Here is a 17,138-nt window from a genome sequence, read left to right on the forward strand (position 1 = left end):
AAAAAAGGACGTTTCTCTTAATCGAGTACGTCCTTTTTGTATGCCTATTAACCTAGCGTGCTCTGATTGTCTCCGCCGCCTACGACTCCATCTCCATCGGCAAAAACATGGTCGTTGACGATCGTAATCAGACCGGCATGATCAAGCTGTTCCAGTACTTCAAACAAGCTGTCCCTTTTTCCAGCAGGGAGCTTGCGTACAAAATTGTTTATCTCGGTCGGAGTCACATGTGTGCGGAAATGGACGCCACCGTGCCTCACAAAATGATCATGCGATTGTTCATTACCACGGAGATCTTCTTCCAATGGGTACCGCCCCTTCCGTCAAACAGTTTGGTTCAATCCCCATTAGTGTTCCGCGATTTCCCAAAAACTATGATGAACGCTGACAATTATATAAGACAAACAGGGAAAGAGTGACGGCTCTCTCCCTGTTTGTTGACCAAGTGTACATGTAACACAATATGGAAATAAGTTTACCTGACTTCAATTGTGTGAACAATTGATTTCACGATTTGTTCACAGACCGTTCACGATTTCCAACTTTAGGACAAATTTTGCTTTAATTCCTCGGTAGAATTCTCATACATAGCCTCGTTATTTTCAATCAAAAGCTTTTTCAGAGCAGCTTTTTCCTTCTCGGATAGATCGGTCAGCATAATACGTCTCTTCATGGAGTAATCCATGCGATTCACGTGATCCGCCAAAATTTTGTAGCCCCTACGCGCTTCCCGATCGATTTCCATGTAGCACGCAGTCGCCCCTGCATAGTAAGGACCGGCTTCATTGCGATCGACTGTTACCCAAACGAGCCAATAAGGCTTTCCATTTGGTACTTCTTCTTTATTTGTCGTCCATTTGATGCCCTTTTCTACAGAACTTTTGGCATGTAAGGCACCCATGTCAATGTACGCTTCGTCCCCATCGATAATGACCGAGGACACAGCATTCAGGTCGAGCACACCTTGACCAAAACCGCCGTGTACATCGGTTTTTCCACTCATGATGGTAAAGCCGCCTTTTTTATTATCAAAAATATCCATTTGAATAACCTCCAGACAATCATTCTCCTTCCTTTTATTCTACTCGAAAAACGTACGATGACGCAATTTGCCTATGTGCCCAGTTATTTATCCATGGGCTTTTGGGTGTTTCGTTTTTTGATTATGAGCTGGATGATTTTTTCAATGCCCCACATGATCAGGATCGTTACGATCGCTGTATGGACGGCCATGGCAACCTTCATGACTAACAGTTCGCCTAGCATCGTGTCAGAGGGAACAATAAACAGGTAGTACACAAAGCTGATACAAAGAACACTTAGAAAGATAAACCAGCCTCGAAAGCCTAGCGTGAAGCGAATGAAAGCACCGATGAGCAAACCAATCAAAGGCCCCGCAAACATCAATGAGAATACGAAAGGCCCGAGTATGAACCAGACAATCCAATTATCATCCATTGTCTTACACCCTTTGCTTTTGATGATTACACATCATTGGAATCCGTAGTTTCCTCTACCTCAGCCAGTCCACGCTCATCAAGCACGTAACGTCTGCCTGTTTCTTTGTAACGCTCCGAATCATCTGATGAGAAGCGTTTGATCAGAAAGCGCGCTGGCTCCGCTCCCTCTACTGCTACAGGCGGCTGGAACTCCAAGTCTTCACCATCTCGAACATGGATAACAACGATACGATCGTGATATTCAATAGACAGGTCTTCTCGTACTTCTTTTTTATTGGCGTCGAGCATAAAGGTCTGTCCGGACTTGTGTATCGTCACTTCAGGAAAGCTTTTGTCATCTTGTGCAATGATGTAATACAGGTAGTCCGCATTTTGATCCGGAGCATTGCGTAACCCTGGTTGTAATTCGTCATCTCCCTGTAGCAATCGCGTTACTTGGTCGATGACCTCTGGTATGGTCGGCAGCTTGGCGTGTTCGCCTTTCACGTAGTATCGTCTTTTCATATCCTTCTGGGCGTAATTGGCACTCATATACGGAACGGTACCGTCCCCAACGCCAGGATCGAGAATCGGGGACCATTCGTTATAAAAAGAATCATAAAAGTAACCGAGCAGTGTTACTTGGCCGGTACCCACGATGGAATACTGTGGAACATTGATCGTTTTGTTATCCCACTTTTCATGCATCTGGCCGCCATGTCTGACGAGCGGCGCATAGTCGAGGCGAATATTTTTGTCCTTTAAAAAATCATCATAGGTGTAGTACTGAATGTTACTCCTTTTGAGGAAGCCAACCGTTTCAAAGTACTTTTTAGAGGGTAGCAGCTCGTAAACGGCAGGTGCATAAGAGGAAATCACTTTCCCCGTTTCCTCATCCAGCCAAGGGATCGAAAAATTGTATCCGTGCTTAAGAGCCTGATATGCCCGTGGAGAGCCAAGGAAGGGTGTGCCCATGTACACGACACGATTCACTTTGCGCTGGTAGGACACATTAGATAGAAGTGTTTCTTTTACCAAGAGCCCTCCCATGCTATGTGCCACCAAATGCACCTGATTTGCCCCACTTGCCTTCAGTGCAGCATCGATTTTCTCTTTTAGAAGCTTGGCATTTTTGGTGCTGCTGTACCGCCAATCGTACGGTAGTGCAAATAAGGTGCGGTGCTTTTTGTATCCCGCTTTCTCCAGTTCCTTTACCATGCTGTAATACTGTTCAGTAAGTTCTTTTAAAAACGGTGCATAGGAAAGATATTCGATGGCGTAAAAATCATCTTTTTCCGGGTGAATCGTCGCATCACGGGCGACTGGCTGTACATCTATACTATTTGGCTTGATCGGCTCCAAGGAGAGTAGCCGGCGGTGTTTAGGATCATTAATACCAATGAGACTATCGCCAAGTCCCAACCATATTTCCGATCTCTTTCCATTCTGCTCTACTTCGAGTCGCGATCCACCCACTCCCGGGATTAAGATAACCGGAATCGTCCTGTCTCCTATATAAAGACTGTACGAGTTAGCGGTAAAACCCGAGCGTTTGCTGGCTATGACCTTGACTATGTAGGTGCCAGGATAGGCATTGAAGATAATATGTTCATCCGAATTCTTCGCTTTCTCGGAACTAGCGACGACTTTCCCAGCCTCGTCGAGCAGAAATACGTCCATATCCATTCCAGTAGGGATATCCTTGAGAGAGACCTCTACAGTAGAGGAGAGCGGAAAGGATAAGCTGTAAAGATCTACATCCGTCTTTGAATGAAGATTTCCTACGATATTTCGGTTATATGCATCCAGCTTGTATGCCGCTTCCATTGTGTCATTCGGCTCGTATCCATCTGCCTTGCCCCCTCCATGATCCGCGGAAAAATCAGCTCGCAAGCGGTAGTAGTAATCTTTCGAAAACGAGCCCTGCTTTCCAACGACCTTGATGTAGTACCATTTGTCTCTTTCCAGTGCCAGTCCCTCGATTCGCTCAGACTCATTTCCATGCTGCTCCGAACGGGCAAGCTCCCTTTCTCCCTCATCATACACATACAAATCGTAGTCTTCGTTTGCCGGAATATCTGTGAGGGAAATATTCATCTGTCCATTTGTTGTTCCTCTGATTTTCCAAAAATCCACATCATCTTTGCTGCTAATCTTTCCATGGCTGTCCTTTCCATCAAATAGCCAGTCCGATTTGCTGCCCAAGGTATCATTCGGTTCTACCTCAAAGCGAACTTCTCTATTTCGCAGTTCTGCTTCTCCTGGCTTATTCTCGCTTGAAAAATGCGCATAAAATTCCTCTGCTAGCCGCGAAAGCTCTTTATCGGAGGCATCCTGCTCCTGCTCCTGTTTGTGTTCTGCCTCTTCTGGCGGGGCCTCGTTTTTGTCTTCGCTCTCTCGTTCGACCAACGTTAACGGCTCTTCCTGATCGGCAGCCATTTCATCCCAAGGCGCCTTTTTGATTTTTATTTTTTCTACCGTCTGCTCTATGTGTTCAGGTAACGATAACTCCCAACTACGTAACGGCCCTTCCGCATCATCTATGGACATCGTTATCTGGATAGGGCTATCATCCATAGGCATGATAGCGAGGGAAATCTGAGACTCCTCGTGAAAAGAACGGATTTTACTGACGCTGCCCTGACTGACAGACAGCTCGACTTTATCCGGAGTACCTGATAATTGTGCCTGAAAACGCACCTCTCCCTCGTCGATCCATGCCCACGCCTCCTCTACGAATATCTCCCGTTCTTTTGCCCAGCCCTGTTCCACTGTATTTCCCAAGCATAAAGCGAATAGGAGAAGCACACAAAGCAAGCGCCGCGTGATTATTCCCACAAAAATCCCCCTCATCCTTTTTCTAGCTTTACAGTAAAAAAAGACAGAGAGGGGGTGCAAATATTTTTACTGCGTCGTATGGTTGCGGATTCCTTGTCGTTCCCATGCATTTGCAATGATGCGGAAGGGTAGCGCATAATCTTTTATTTCGTGCCCTTGCCCAGAAGCTTTATTTTGATAAGGGAAGCCCTTGTTCACGTCAAAACGAAAGGAAACAGAGTAATAGACTGCGTAACTCGCATCCTTTTGGAAGCCATGCTGTTTATCCCCCATCAAAGGCGTATCTACACCCACTTCACGAGCTCCTAGCTTGGAAGCGGAATAGGAAGGGCCTCTCCAAAGCTGAGGAGTCGCTTGTTGCAGGGCTAGCAACGACTGTAACGGCGTTTGGCGTAAGCCTGTTTCTGAAATCCATGCTCGCGCAGCTGTCACGACAGGAAACTGATTACTCACGGGATGGCGGTGTCGAGCCTGTAGCTCCACTTGTGTCAAGATGCGCTCTCCCGCGTAGTAATCATTTGGCTGGCTGTTTGGATACCGGTCTCTGGTATGATACGCTTCCCATTCGGCCGTATGGCGAATCGAGCCTGTTGCATTCGGCTCAAAGACTTCAAAGGAGCGCTCTCCCCCTTTTACCGTAATAGTATAGCGTCCTGCCATCGTTTTGGAGAGGTTCCGAGGCTCACACACCTCTTCATCTTCGTCGTTCATAGCGCAACTCTCGTAGGATAGTTCAAAATCGACCTGATAATCCATCACGATGACAAAGCCGTTGATTTCAGCCTTATACTTTTGCGATTGGAGTACTTGGCGCCAAGTCGTCTGTGTTGGGACCGTGGTTCCTGTGTACACGACCTCTGAGCCTGTAGATGCACTGCTTACCTGCCATTGCATCGGCGATCCCGGGCCTGTCAGCTTCAGATCAAGCTGTGGTGGCGTATAAACCGCCATGCTCTTGGCATCTGAAATCCACCCCGGATTCGCAGTGACAGTTACGTTTTTGATCGTTTCCCCGCTAACTGAACTCTCCAATTGCGCTTTAAATTGCGTGATTTTCTGATTGATCTCCTGTTCTGTTTTTTGGAAGCCTTCGTTTATTTTCGACTGATCAATGACCACGCGAATCGTAGCAGGCTCACGTTCCCACACGCCATCTGCATGTAGCGGCAGTTTTTGTAGCTGTCGACGATCACTGTCATAAATCTCTAAACCAATTTCACCGCCATCAAAATCGCCTCCACCACCAGGCGACTCCGGAACTTCTCCACCGACAATCTTTACTGGCCAAGTCGCACGATTGTCTGTCCAGATTGTCTCGTTTTCCGGCATAGATTTCCCAGGGTTGATATGGGCAATAAAATCCTCGGATTTTTGCGGATACTTCGTCGGAACCGTGATCTTACGGACCTCACCCGGCTTGAATTCATTCACGTCCAAGCGAGTTTCCTTTTCTGAGCTCGCCCAACGAACAGCCAATTTCGTATCATGCGTTAATTTCCCGGCATTCTTCACGTTGAATGTAATCGTCGCATCCGTTCCTGCCGCTTGAGGGCTCTTCGGATCAATTTGAAAGCTCGATTTCACAATCAGTAAATTCTCTCCATCCGGTTTTGGAACACCTTTGCCGATTTGCACAAGAAAATGACCGTCACAGCCGTCACTCTGGGTCGAATAAAATTGCACCTTGTACAGTCCTTCTAAAAGAAGACCATTTTCGTCTCTCGGGAAATACACCCAGTGGCTATTTGTGGAGGTATTTGAGCTATCGAGTGCCTTTCCGTTTCTCTTTCTTTCCCAGGAGCCAGACGCAGGATCAAACCATCTCATCGAAAAGTGACTATCATCCGACAAAAACATCCGAAACCGATACTTGTCTGGAATCTCATCTGCTGCCATTTCAATGGTTTCACCACGTTGAATAACCTTGCTCCACTTTTGGTTGTTTCGATCGATTTCTACTGACGCGAGAATATCCCAGCATTTTTGGTCAGATTCAATGGTGAATCGCACCTCACCCGTACAGCCCGTCTCGGACTCGAAAAGCAGTACGATTTCATCGCCAACATCTACGCTTGCCGGCAACATGAGCCTGAATAGCTCGTCCGCTGCAAGCTTGTCGGTTAACGCTGTTTTTCCTTCGGGGGTCTTCCAATACCAAGTACCAGATACCTTTGAGGAAAACGATAGATTAGTATCGTATTGATCTCCAGCCTTCGTAAAATACTTGATGTATACGGGGTCTTTCAATGTAAATCCTGAGCTGACCGATCCATTCATGCCTTCACCTTCAGGAGAAAATGGCAGAGGTGGCTCGCTATGTACTAAAAATGAAACCTTTTTTTGATCAGCGATCGAGCAGGAAGCATCTTTTACCACAATCGTTATTTCCCAATTACATTTAGGTCGCTCCCCCCACTTTGTCCCATCGAGGTTTAGCTTTAGTTTGTACGTTTTTCCTCGCTCGAATGGAAAATAGTACGGGTTATAAACATTTCCGAACGGAAGCTTTAGACTGGAGGAATCATAGGGTCCCCATCTGCCATTGTCATTTTCCTTGACTGGCAAGGTATAGGTTTTTCCGTTTGGAAGGGATACATCCCACTTGAGCGATGCCTCCGAGCTATCTCCGTATTTGGTTGTGTATTTGGCCCGGAACGTAAGCGTATCGAACGGCATAATCTCAATGGTTTGACCGTTTCTTACTGCAGATGCCGACAGCGTAACGATGGGGCATGCGTCTTCACCATCTGGCGACTCCACTCTCAAATATTTCTCCCAGCACTCTGTTCCATCATCACTGGTGTAGACGATTTTTACCCGTCCAGAGCTACCCACTCTACCTGTCGCGACCTTCCGATTCCCATTCGCTCCAGGCTTCATGTCATAACCATTCATCGTGTATTTTCCTGGTTTATTGGCAGAGAGAGTGATATCTGCATTTTTTTCGACAGTAATATCTGAGCCGCCGCTGGCAACAGCATTGTGGTCTTTAATATCCTTGTCGCCAACGACTTGAATGTTCAGTTTGGTTTTTGTTGATCCGATTGAACATGCTGGACCTGGGTCAGGCTTTTCGGGATCAGGCTTTTCCGGTGGGGTTACATCACCCACTGTGAATTGTGCTGTGTAAGGTGTCGAAACGCTTATGCTGCTTGATCCTTGGCGGCTTCTTTGATGCAGGTCAGTGATGGTTAGCGATACTTCATACAGGCCTGGCCCAGTAGGCTTATAGTCGGTATTTTTAAAGGTCCACTTGTAGCCCGGGGGACTGCTTGTCTCGTTTACCTTGGGAACGACCGTGCTTGGATCGTTGAATTTTTGATTAGACAAGATGCTCTTGTATCCACGTCCTGTTGTCTTGTTGATCACGCTTAAAGACCATACAAAAATGCCGCGGTCATAGTAAGAAAAGTCCGTGGCATTTGCATGGATCTCAACTGTTTCGTTGAGGTTGTATTTTGTTTTGTTGGTGGTTATGCTGCCGCTGGGTTGTGGGGTGGTTCGGAAGTGGCCTACTGAGACGTATCCGCCTTTGCCGTCTGGGACGAGGTTGTCTCCTTTGGTGTAGCCTGCGCCGCCTGAGGCGGAGGCTAGTTCTGCGAGGTTGTAGGCTTGGTAGGGTACGAAATTTGGCACCTCGTTACTAGAGACAGTCTTACTATACACATTGGCAGTTCCACCAAGGATAAAAGATGGATTACCTCCAAGTCGTTTAATCCAGTTTGGAGCCTCACTGTCATCAACGAAGTACCATCCTCTATCAGCTTTTTTATCAGTATCTGCAAAGCCTAATACTCTAGTTGTTTCAGTCATTCCATCTACTTCAATTTGAGAAATAGTAGCACCGAGCCTACCCACAATATCTGTGATCGATAGAATATCATATTTATTCTTTGGTGCAAGTTCTTTATTTGAATCAACAGTAGCTACAACAATGCCGTGCAAGTTTGGAGCAGCCTCTACATATTTGGGATGAATAGTAGACACCCCATACAAAAGGATAAAAGAAAGCACAGAAAATAATAATCTCCTGTGTTTAGTCCAAATCTTTCCCATTTAATTTGTACCTCTCGGCGTATGAAATCTTTGGTTGTTCGTGGATCTTTCTAATTTTGGTAACTTCGTATACAGATAAATTCCTGCATCAGTAGAGTCATCTTTGTTGATGATAGTAAATGCTAAAGAACTGATATTATTTAATGATATGTTAAACGTTTCATTATTTAAGAACCCTTCTCTCCCATTTTGATTTGTGATAAACATCGCCCTTATCATAAAATCACCATCACCCTTAGGCACCTTCCCACTAATCTTCCCATTCACAACCTTCAAGCTCTTATGAAACTCATCCGCATATTTAGCCCCTTGCTCAAGCTGCCATTTATCCTTCCACAAATAACGCAAAATTTCCGCCGCTTCCCCTCGCGTCACAGGCAAATCCTCACGAAATTTGGGCTGACCACTAGGTGCTGGCTTCATCCATCCCCATGTGATAAGCGCCCCAGTATTGGTTAAATTCGGATTCTTTTCACCCCGAATCGGCTTCCACGCTGCATACACCAGCGCTGCCGTTTCTTCCTTCGTCAACAGCCTGTTCGGCTCTACCTTCACCCCCGCCAAAATCCCCGCCTTCTGCGCCTGCTCATAGCTCACCTTCGCCCAATGCCCTGCTGGGAGCTCCGGAACGGGGTCTACCTCCTTCAATCCGCGAATCGCTACTAAACTCGCGATAAACTGCCCTTGCGTGATTTGGTTATTCGGATAAAAGTTCCCCTTGCTATCCAGCCATAAATATTTCTTCTGTACACCGAAATCAATGGCTGCCCTTGCTGTATGTGAAGCGTAATCCTTCGCTGACGCAGCAGCCTGTACGGTTTGACTATTAGCTACTCCAGTAAGCCCTGCCACTGCGAAAACAGCTGCTAGTAGGTATGACATGATTGCACGTTTGTTCATGGAATGACCCCCTCTTTACCGGATATTTTACCTATATTATCCATTTTTAGAAAGAGTCTGATTTAGGTTCCTTTGCAAAAAGCTTCGCAACGTATTCTCGGGCACCGCCCCTTCCAGCTTGTCGATCACCTTACCTTGTTCGACGACAAAAACAGTGGGGGTTGCCTCTGCCCCGAGGCGCGACGCTTCATCTAGCTCTTTCTGCTCATGGATATCCAGTCGTTGGATCATTTCAGGTGGATACTCCTTCACGACTTTCTCAAATGTCGGGCCGAACTCCGTACAATATCCGCAGCTATCACTATAGACGTACACCACCCTTACTTCTTCTTGTGCACTGGCTGTACCCCACCACGCACTTATACCGACGGCAAGCATAACAACACCGAGCACGATCCACAGCCACCATTGTTTGCTTCTACTCACGTCCATCTCCCTTTCGCGAATCAAAATGTTTCATAACCTATGCACTTGTCAAAGAACGATGCCCGTATTATGCAGCTCCGAGCTGAGACAAAAAAAGCCAGCCCCATTGGACTGGCTAACATGTATAAAAAAAAAGACGTACCACAACTCTTGCAAGTTCGTACGCCGTGCTTTTCCTCGTATGATGTTTCCTATTGCATAAGTGAACTGCCGCCGTCTTCCTTCATCAGCGCACGCAGTTCTTCAATAAACGCCTGCCCTTTTTGAATCTCTTCTTCGGTGTAGCGCTGCTTGCTCTTAAACGTAAAGATTTTGCCCTTCATTTCCTCATAGGGCAAGTGGTTGAAATACAGAATCGTAGAAACCAGCTCGAGGAAACGGGAATTCTCCTCGTTCATACGCAAAATCGCACGTTCTCCACTACCGAAGTCAACCTCATGAAACTTGAGAAAATCATGACCGGTTTCGTTCAAAGAGTAACGATACATATGAATGGCACCTTTACTCTCCATTTGCTCATCCAGAAGCCCCATGTTGCACAGCTCATCTACTCTGAGCGTCAGCTCTTCCGAATATGGACCGTACATGTGAAACTCGTAGCGCTCATCGAAATCCATCTCCAGATGTTTTCCTATGTACACCATCTTTTGTAATTTTTTTCGCCCGCTCACTTCGCCGACTATCTCAATCAGGCGTATGATCTTGGCGTGACGATTAAGCATCCTCCATCACTCCCAGACGTTCTCGAATCTTACGGGAGAGATCCCCCGGCAAAGCCATGACTTTATCCAATGGAAAGTACAGCTTGTAATCAAAACGCCGCTTTCCGCTAATGGCCTGTACAATTTCTGACTTCTGTGACAGCTCGACAAGTTCGCCTGAAGGCATTTGGAGCATAATCGGAATGCGCTCCTCTTCTTCTCCGGCACGGTAAAAATCATACGGAAGATCAGAGGTCGTGTCTACCTCCAAATAATACATCGGATCAATTCCGGCAGATTGAAATAGTTCTTTCAACTCAGACAGCAAGCGGAAATCCCTCGGATTATATTCGACGTATTTAAAGAGATTCCTGTCCAAAAAACGAGCGCACAAATCTTTCAACACTGGGTCCTGCTCTCTGCGCCAGAGCTGCATATAGAAAAGAATGATCGACTCATCAAGCGCCAAATAGTCAGCCAGCTCTACTTTTTCCTGCAAGAAAGGCAGCAGCATAACAGGCTCCTGCATGAACGGATAGCCTTGGGAGAACAAGAGCTTCGCCCGTTGAAAAATTTTGCACAAGATGACTTCGGCACTTCGCGTCACGGGATGGAAATAGACCTGCCAGTACATTTGATAGCGAGACATGATGTAGTCTTCGACAGCATGCATCCCGCTGAATTTAAAGACAATGCCATCCTCCTGCGGCCGCATGACACGCAAGATTCGCTCAATCTCGAAATTGCCGTAATTGACGCCCGTATAGTAGGCATCACGCAGCAAGTAATCCATCCGATCGGCATCGAGCTGGCTGGAGATGAGACTTACGATCAGTTTATTGTCGTATGTCTTATTAATCACTTCTGCCAATTTCTTCGGGAAGCTATCATCAAACCGACGAAGAATTCGGTTGATTTGCGTATCTCCAAGCAAAATGGCGCGCGTCCAATCCTCGTGGTGATACTTGAACACCTTTTCAAACGAATGGGAAAACGGACCGTGGCCCACATCGTGGAGCAAAGCCGCACATAGACACAGCAGCTTTTCCTCGTAGGTCAACTGAATACGGCCTTCGAACGTCTCCAAAATTCTGCGCATCAGTTCATACACGCCAAGCGAGTGGTTAAAGCGGCTATGCTCTCCACCGTGAAACGTAAAAAAGCTGGTGCCCAGTTGCCTGACTCTGCGCAAACGTTGGAATTCTGCCGAGTTGATCAAATCCCAAATGAATTTGTCCCGCACGTGGACGTAGCGGTGGACAGGGTCTTTGAATACCTTTTCTTCATGAAGAAGCTGGGGCTGTTGCATCCTGGACACTCCCTTCCTGTACTGCTTTTTCTATCTATTACTGACAGTGAATTTTGATTCTATCATATCATACGTCTGATACCTTTTCTTGCTTAAACAAACTCTTACAAAAATCTGAAGAATGCTATTTCCATCTAGACCGAGTAAAAGGCATGTAGGATAATATAGGAAAAAATGGTTGGAATGAGAGGTTTATTCAAATGTGGACAATTACATTTCGATATGTAACCAAAAACCCACTTTTACTCCTTCTCTTGATAATTATGCTCTTCCTGCCCCTGCTCGCCTCCTGGGGGCAATTTCTCTCCTCAGGTTTTTTCGGACAAACTGTTTCCGTTTCTCTACTCTTCTGGCCGAAAACCGACTGGAAGGTCGCTGTCCCACTTCCTGGCTGGCTTATTTTTGGTGTGATCTCGCTGATTTACGCTGGCGGCATCTTATGGCTTGTACGGGGGAAAAAGTTGGGGCAAGCATTTCTGTTCATCCTTGTCGGGCTCTTATTGGCAAAAGCGGCTGGAGCTGCCTTTCAGGCGATTAGCGGATGGTCTACCACGCAGCCAATCGGTGCACAGTCACTCGCTGGCAAAGCAAATCTGCTTGTGTTTGCCACTTGGCATAATCCTTTGTGGGAGGAGCTTGTCTTTCGCGGCATCCCGTTTCTTTTGCTAACACTCATCTATCGAAGGAGCACAGACATGCCCACTGGTGCGAGGTGGATGTATCTACTCATTCCTTCCATGATTTTCGCCTACTATCACGTACCTGGGCATGGTCTAGGAATTCTTTTTGAATCGTTTCTCATTGGTGTTTTGTGGGCATGGGCAGCACTTCGCTGGGGATTGCTAGCTCCGATCATCCTGCACATTTATGCGGACGCGATGATCATCCCTTCTCTCCCCAAAATGAAAAACATGCCTCTGGAGGAGATTCCCTGGCTGGTCAACCAAAGCATGCTGCTACAGTCAATCTGGGCTTTATGTGTACTTGGTTTTCTCATACTGGTTCTTGCTCTGTTGATAATCGGCTGGCGAAAAGCAAGAAAATCTTACTAAAAAACAGCGACAAACTCCCGAAAGAAATGAATCGGAGAGTTTGCCGCTGTTGCCTGCATTATAGAGTCTCTGCCTCAGGCCCATATAAATCCGGGCGCTTCGCGGCTTTTTTCGCCAGCTTTTTGATCTTGTGCTGCGTTAGAACGGTATAGAAGGACGGCACAACGATCAAGGTCAAAAGTGTCGAGAATGCCAAGCCAAAAATAATGGTGACCGCAAGTGGTTTGAACAAAACGTCACCAGAAATAGCTAACGGCATCATACCAGCAATCGCTGTAAGCGAGGTCAATAGAATAGGCCGCAGTCGTGCCTCACATGCGGAAATAACTGCCTGCTTCAGCTCCATGCCTGTATGACGTGCTTCCTCGATGAACTCGATCAAAACGATCCCGTTACGCACCACGATGCCCGCCAACGCAATAATCCCCATCATTGTCATAAAGCCAAGTGGTGTCTGGGTCACGAACAAGCCGATCAAGCTCCCCGAAACAGCGAGATAAATCGTACTTGTAACCAGTACAGGGATCGTCAAGGAATAGAATTGCATCGCGATCAAAATCAAGATCAGGAAAACAACAAGAATCGAGAGTTTGCCCATGTCGATAAAAATATCAGTTTGCTCGGAAGTCTCGCCGCCAATCTCATAGCGGTATCCTTCAGGCAAGGACATACTATCGAGCATCGGCTTGATCTCAGTCATTACTTCTGTCGCCGTTCTCCCTTTCAGATCACTGGTAACTGTCACGCTCCGCGACAAATCGCGATGCGGGATCGTCTGTGTACTGAAAGTCGGTTTTACCTCCGCCAGCTGTGATAACGGGATCAGCTCTCCACGTGCATTGGCGATGCTGAGCCGCTGGAACAGCAATGCAGGGTCTTCCTCGCCTTTTTGCAAGAACAGCTTCATATCGATCAGGTCTGAGCCTGTATCAAACTCGCTGACGGTGATGCCTTCGCTCACCAGACGTAATGTCGTGGACAAGTCCGTATAGTTGACGAGCTTTTGCTCCATCAGCTCTTTGTTCACGACAAATTCCAAGGTGTAGCGTTCTACCCCGAAATCGTCTTGCACATTGTACGTGCCCTCTAATCCGGCAACCTTTTCTTTTGCTTGTGCAGAAAGAGAGCGCAGCGTCTCAATATCCTCTCCGTAAAAACGAATCACGACTGGTTTTCCAACCGGAGGACCTGCCTCCAGCTGCTTCGTCAAGATACTCGCTTCCGGATACAGTTTTTTGAATTCCTCCGTCCACGGCTCCAGCATGTTCTCGAGATGGGTCTCTTTTTCATTATAACGAACCACTAGCTGTCCGACGGTAATGCCGCTTCCAGCAGCTGTATCTCCACCGAACATTTTCGGTGCACTGCCTCCCGCGTATGCAGATACCGCCTCAATGCCAGGCTGCTTCAACACCCAATCTGCCGTCCCGCGCACCACCCGATCTGTTTCTTCCAGACTGTTGCCCACGGGGAGACGGATATCGATGAGGAACTGCGGGCGATCATCGTTCGGGAACAATTCCACCGGAGTGAGCGGTATCAATCCATATGCTGCCGTTCCGATCAAAACGCCAATCATTCCTGCCAAAAGTGGTCGCTTCAAAATTTTCGGCATGACCTTGCTCGCATACCACTTGGTCAGCTGCAACAATTGTTTTCCCAAAAGTCCAGCGGGCTTGCGATACCCTTCTACGCCAGTCTTTCTACGTTGCTCATACCATTGGCGAAAGATCGGGATGATCGTCAGTGACATGACCATTGACGCCAGCATCGTCATCGAAATAATGACGGGAACCGGACGAATGAACTGCCCGACGTTTCCACTAAGAAACATCAAAGGAGCAAATGACGCAATCGTAGCCAGCGTAGCGGTCGTAATCGAAATCGATACTTCCTTGGCGCCATTAACCGCCGCAGCCATCGGTTTTTCACCCAGGACAGACAGTCGCCGCTCGATATTGTCATTGACCACTACGGCGTCATCGACCAAGATCCCGAGCACAATGATCAAGGAAACAATCGAGATCATGTTGAGTGAAATACCCATAGATGGCAGGAACATAAGCCCCACAGCCAAGGAAATCGGAATCGCCATCGCTACTACCAACGATGTGATCAGGTTTAATCCGAGCGCACACACCACCAAAACTGCGACAATGGCAATCATCATTTCCCGAGTCAGGTCGCTAAAAAGCTCATCCACACGTTCATTCTGACTATAAATCGAGTGTCTCTCGGCCCCTGCCGGAAGTGTTTTATCCAGAGTCACCATCATCTCGTCTACGCGCTTTTGCAAGGACGGTACATCGCTTCCCGTCTCTGCATTAACGCTGATCGTGATTGAAGGCTTCCCATTGAAATACGAAGTTGTTTTCACCGTCTCCGTCGACATTTTGACCGATCCGATGTCCTTTAGATAGATCGGGAAGCCCTCTTTTGAACGGGAGATAATGACTTTGTTCAGTTCTTCGACATCTGTATTTTCCGCCAGCTTGAGCTGATAGGTCCGTTTTTCTGTGGTCAGGTCGCCAAGCGGGATTTTTTCATTTTCCTTTTTGACAGCCATCATCACCTGACTCCACGTGATCCCGTATTGGCTCAGCTTTTGCGTATCAACCTCGATGTGGACTTCCTGCTCCGGTAGACCTTCCACCAGTACATCCGCTACGTTTGGAATGGTGCGCAGCTGTTCCTTCCACGATTTCAGCATGGTACGCATGCTGTACAATTCCTCGCGTGAGTCAGCGGTGACCGCAAACGATTGGACAAACGTACGGTTCAAATCATCATTGATGATCGGTTGTTTCGCATCTGCTGGCAAATCAGCCTCTGCGTCCTTTACCTTCTTCCGCAATTCATCCCATTTTTGCTTCGGGTCTACGTCACTCTTCGCTTCCACCATGATAAAAGAGACTCCGAGGGAAGATGAGGATGATATATAGTTAAGTCCTTGCAATTCGTTGATTTTTTCTTCCAGCTTTTTCGTAACAGCCTGCTCGACCTTTTCCGGCGAAGCTCCCGGATAAACCGTCGTGATCGTCGCCATGTTCACGATAATATCCGGCATCTCTTGCTTAGGCAGTTGAAAAAAGCTGAGGGAGCCTACAAGTACAATCATGCTGAAAAACAGGAGCGTGATTTTGCGCTTTTGTACGATGTACTTGATCACGGCTGTGTACCTCCTGCCGCCTCGATTGAGTCACCGTCAAACAAACGGTCCACCCCTTTGACGATCAGTTGGTCTCCTTCTTTTAGTCCGTTCTTGATCTCGAGCTTGTCACTTACAATCTGCCCGATGGCTACGCTTGTTTTGACAGCCTTCCCGCCTGCATTGACGAAGACATGCGCGTCATCTTTGCCTCTACTGATGACTGCTTCTACCGGTACGTAGACACCTTCCTGCCCCGTTACCGTTTTGGTCGCTTTCACCACCTGACCAGCAAACCAGTCACGAGCTTGGTTGGCGATTTGAACCTCTACGCCAATCGTTCCGGTATTTTGGTTCGTGGCGGGAAATATTTTGGTCACTTTGCCATCCCGTTTTTGACCATACAGGTCTAAGGAAATCGCCTCGCCTACTTTCCATGCAGAAATCTCACGGTCAGGAACGGGCAATACGACTTTTAATGTATCGATGTTGCCGACTTGATAGACAGGGGTACCTGAACCAACCAAGTTGCCCGCAGACGAGAGCTTGGCAATGATCGTCCCGTTAATCGGCGAACGAAGCTGCGTTTTGGCAAGTGTATTGGCTGCCACTTCTTTGGCGATAACCGTCTGATTGTAGACAGCCTGTGTCAACTGTTTGTCTTCCGAACGAGCTCCTTGAGTAATCAGGGAATAAGACTGCTGTGCGTTTTGCAAATCCTTTTGCGCAATCGTCAGTCCATTTTGTGCACTTTCATACTCGCTTTTGGAAATGGCGTTTTGCTGGTAGAGCTTTTCAATCCGATTGAAATCATCCTGCATTTTTTGCAGTCCTACTGTTGCCTTCTCCACAAGCAAACGCGCCTGTGTCACTTCTTGCTCTCTCGCGCCATTGTTTACCTTGCTAAGATTTGCTGCACTCTGCTGCACGGCAGCGCTGGACGAAGCGACCTGGAGCGAGTAATCTGTGGCATTCACTCGGGCAAGCACATCGCCCGCTTTGACCGTGTCTCCTTCTTTTCGGTTCATCTCCACAATACGACCGCCTACTTCAAAAGAAACGAGTGCTTCCTCCAAAGGAGCCAGCGTACCAGACAACTCCGTGACGGTAACAGCCTGCTCCTTCTTTACTGGTGCAATGACGACATGCTTCAATTCCTTCTGAGGTGCCGAAGCAGGCTGTTGCTCGCTGCAAGCCGTCGTTGCCAATAGTCCGATCATCATTACAGATACAAGCCATCTTCTCTTCATGACTTCCTCCGCCCCTATG

At 47.3% G+C, this 17,138-nt stretch carries 12 protein-coding genes; 1 reads left to right on the forward strand and 11 read right to left on the reverse strand.

The window, feature by feature from the left end; translation table 11 throughout:
- Window positions 1-47 precede the first annotated feature (47 nt).
- The 9 genes from HP401_RS06910 to HP401_RS06950 form a co-directional block, all read right to left on the reverse strand.
- Entirely contained in the window at window positions 48-305 is a 258-nt protein-coding gene (locus tag HP401_RS06910; protein ID WP_015893678.1) for a hypothetical protein, read from the reverse strand.
- Window positions 306-544: 239 nt separating this feature from the next.
- Entirely contained in the window at window positions 545-1,042 is a 498-nt protein-coding gene (locus HP401_RS06915) for a YwhD family protein (RefSeq protein ID WP_015893679.1), read from the reverse strand.
- A gap of 83 nt (window positions 1,043-1,125) precedes the next feature.
- The gene (locus tag HP401_RS06920; RefSeq protein ID WP_173604532.1) at window positions 1,126-1,458 is read right to left on the reverse strand and encodes a hypothetical protein; all 333 of its coding nucleotides are present in this window, start codon (window positions 1,456-1,458) and stop codon (window positions 1,126-1,128) included.
- 26 nt (window positions 1,459-1,484) lie between these two features.
- Window positions 1,485-4,277 (reverse strand): lipase/acyltransferase domain-containing protein, encoded by a 2,793-nt coding sequence (locus HP401_RS06925; protein WP_173604533.1) that lies wholly within the window; start codon window positions 4,275-4,277, stop codon window positions 1,485-1,487.
- A gap of 66 nt (window positions 4,278-4,343) precedes the next feature.
- Window positions 4,344-8,291 carry an ABC transporter permease gene (locus tag HP401_RS06930; RefSeq protein WP_309145113.1) on the reverse strand — a complete coding sequence of 1,316 codons (3,948 nt, stop codon included), beginning with the start codon at window positions 8,289-8,291 and terminating at the stop codon, window positions 4,344-4,346.
- Window positions 8,292-8,333: 42 nt separating this feature from the next.
- The gene (locus HP401_RS06935) at window positions 8,334-9,233 is read right to left on the reverse strand and encodes an S-layer homology domain-containing protein (protein WP_173604535.1); all 900 of its coding nucleotides are present in this window, start codon (window positions 9,231-9,233) and stop codon (window positions 8,334-8,336) included.
- 36 nt (window positions 9,234-9,269) lie between these two features.
- Entirely contained in the window at window positions 9,270-9,665 is a 396-nt protein-coding gene (locus HP401_RS06940) for a thioredoxin family protein (protein WP_064200503.1), read from the reverse strand.
- Between the two features lie 185 nt (window positions 9,666-9,850).
- Window positions 9,851-10,381, reverse strand: a complete 531-nt coding sequence (locus HP401_RS06945) for a YwgA family protein (RefSeq protein WP_007724796.1) — start codon at window positions 10,379-10,381, stop codon at window positions 9,851-9,853.
- Window positions 10,374-11,669: an HD domain-containing protein gene (locus HP401_RS06950; RefSeq protein ID WP_015893687.1), complete on the reverse strand. Its 1,296-nt coding sequence runs from the start codon at window positions 11,667-11,669 to the stop codon at window positions 10,374-10,376. The genes HP401_RS06945 and HP401_RS06950 overlap by 8 nt, the downstream gene beginning before the upstream one ends.
- 200 nt (window positions 11,670-11,869) lie before the next feature.
- Here HP401_RS06950 and HP401_RS06955 point away from each other — a divergent pair, with 200 nt between their 5' ends.
- The gene (locus tag HP401_RS06955) at window positions 11,870-12,721 is read left to right on the forward strand and encodes a CPBP family intramembrane glutamic endopeptidase (RefSeq protein ID WP_173604536.1); all 852 of its coding nucleotides are present in this window, start codon (window positions 11,870-11,872) and stop codon (window positions 12,719-12,721) included.
- Window positions 12,722-12,779: 58 nt separating this feature from the next.
- On the opposite strand, the gene HP401_RS06960 is transcribed toward HP401_RS06955, so the two are convergent.
- Together HP401_RS06960 and HP401_RS06965 are read right to left on the reverse strand one after the other, a co-directional pair.
- Window positions 12,780-15,890, reverse strand: a complete 3,111-nt coding sequence (locus tag HP401_RS06960; protein WP_173604537.1) for an efflux RND transporter permease subunit — start codon at window positions 15,888-15,890, stop codon at window positions 12,780-12,782.
- Window positions 15,887-17,119, reverse strand: a complete 1,233-nt coding sequence (locus HP401_RS06965; protein ID WP_173604538.1) for an efflux RND transporter periplasmic adaptor subunit — start codon at window positions 17,117-17,119, stop codon at window positions 15,887-15,889. Before HP401_RS06965 ends, HP401_RS06960 begins: the two co-directional genes overlap by 4 nt.
- Window positions 17,120-17,138 lie beyond the last annotated feature (19 nt).

It is taken from the genome of Brevibacillus sp. HB2.2, assembly GCF_013284275.1.
Classification (GTDB): domain Bacteria; phylum Bacillota; class Bacilli; order Brevibacillales; family Brevibacillaceae; genus Brevibacillus; species Brevibacillus brevis_D.

Coding starts and splice junctions, on each gene's coding strand:
- HP401_RS06915 (WP_015893679.1), bottom strand. CDS start 1,042: ATGGATATTTTTGATAATAAAAAAGGCGGCTTTACCATCATGAGTGGA.
- HP401_RS06920 (WP_173604532.1), bottom strand. CDS start 1,458: ATGGATGATAATTGGATTGTCTGGTTCATACTCGGGCCTTTCGTATTC.
- HP401_RS06935 (WP_173604535.1), bottom strand. CDS start 9,233: ATGAACAAACGTGCAATCATGTCATACCTACTAGCAGCTGTTTTCGCA.
- HP401_RS06940 (WP_064200503.1), bottom strand. CDS start 9,665: ATGGACGTGAGTAGAAGCAAACAATGGTGGCTGTGGATCGTGCTCGGT.
- HP401_RS06945 (WP_007724796.1), bottom strand. CDS start 10,381: ATGCTTAATCGTCACGCCAAGATCATACGCCTGATTGAGATAGTCGGC.
- HP401_RS06950 (WP_015893687.1), bottom strand. CDS start 11,669: ATGCAACAGCCCCAGCTTCTTCATGAAGAAAAGGTATTCAAAGACCCT.
- HP401_RS06955 (WP_173604536.1), top strand. CDS start 11,870: ATGTGGACAATTACATTTCGATATGTAACCAAAAACCCACTTTTACTC.
- HP401_RS06965 (WP_173604538.1), bottom strand. CDS start 17,119: ATGAAGAGAAGATGGCTTGTATCTGTAATGATGATCGGACTATTGGCA.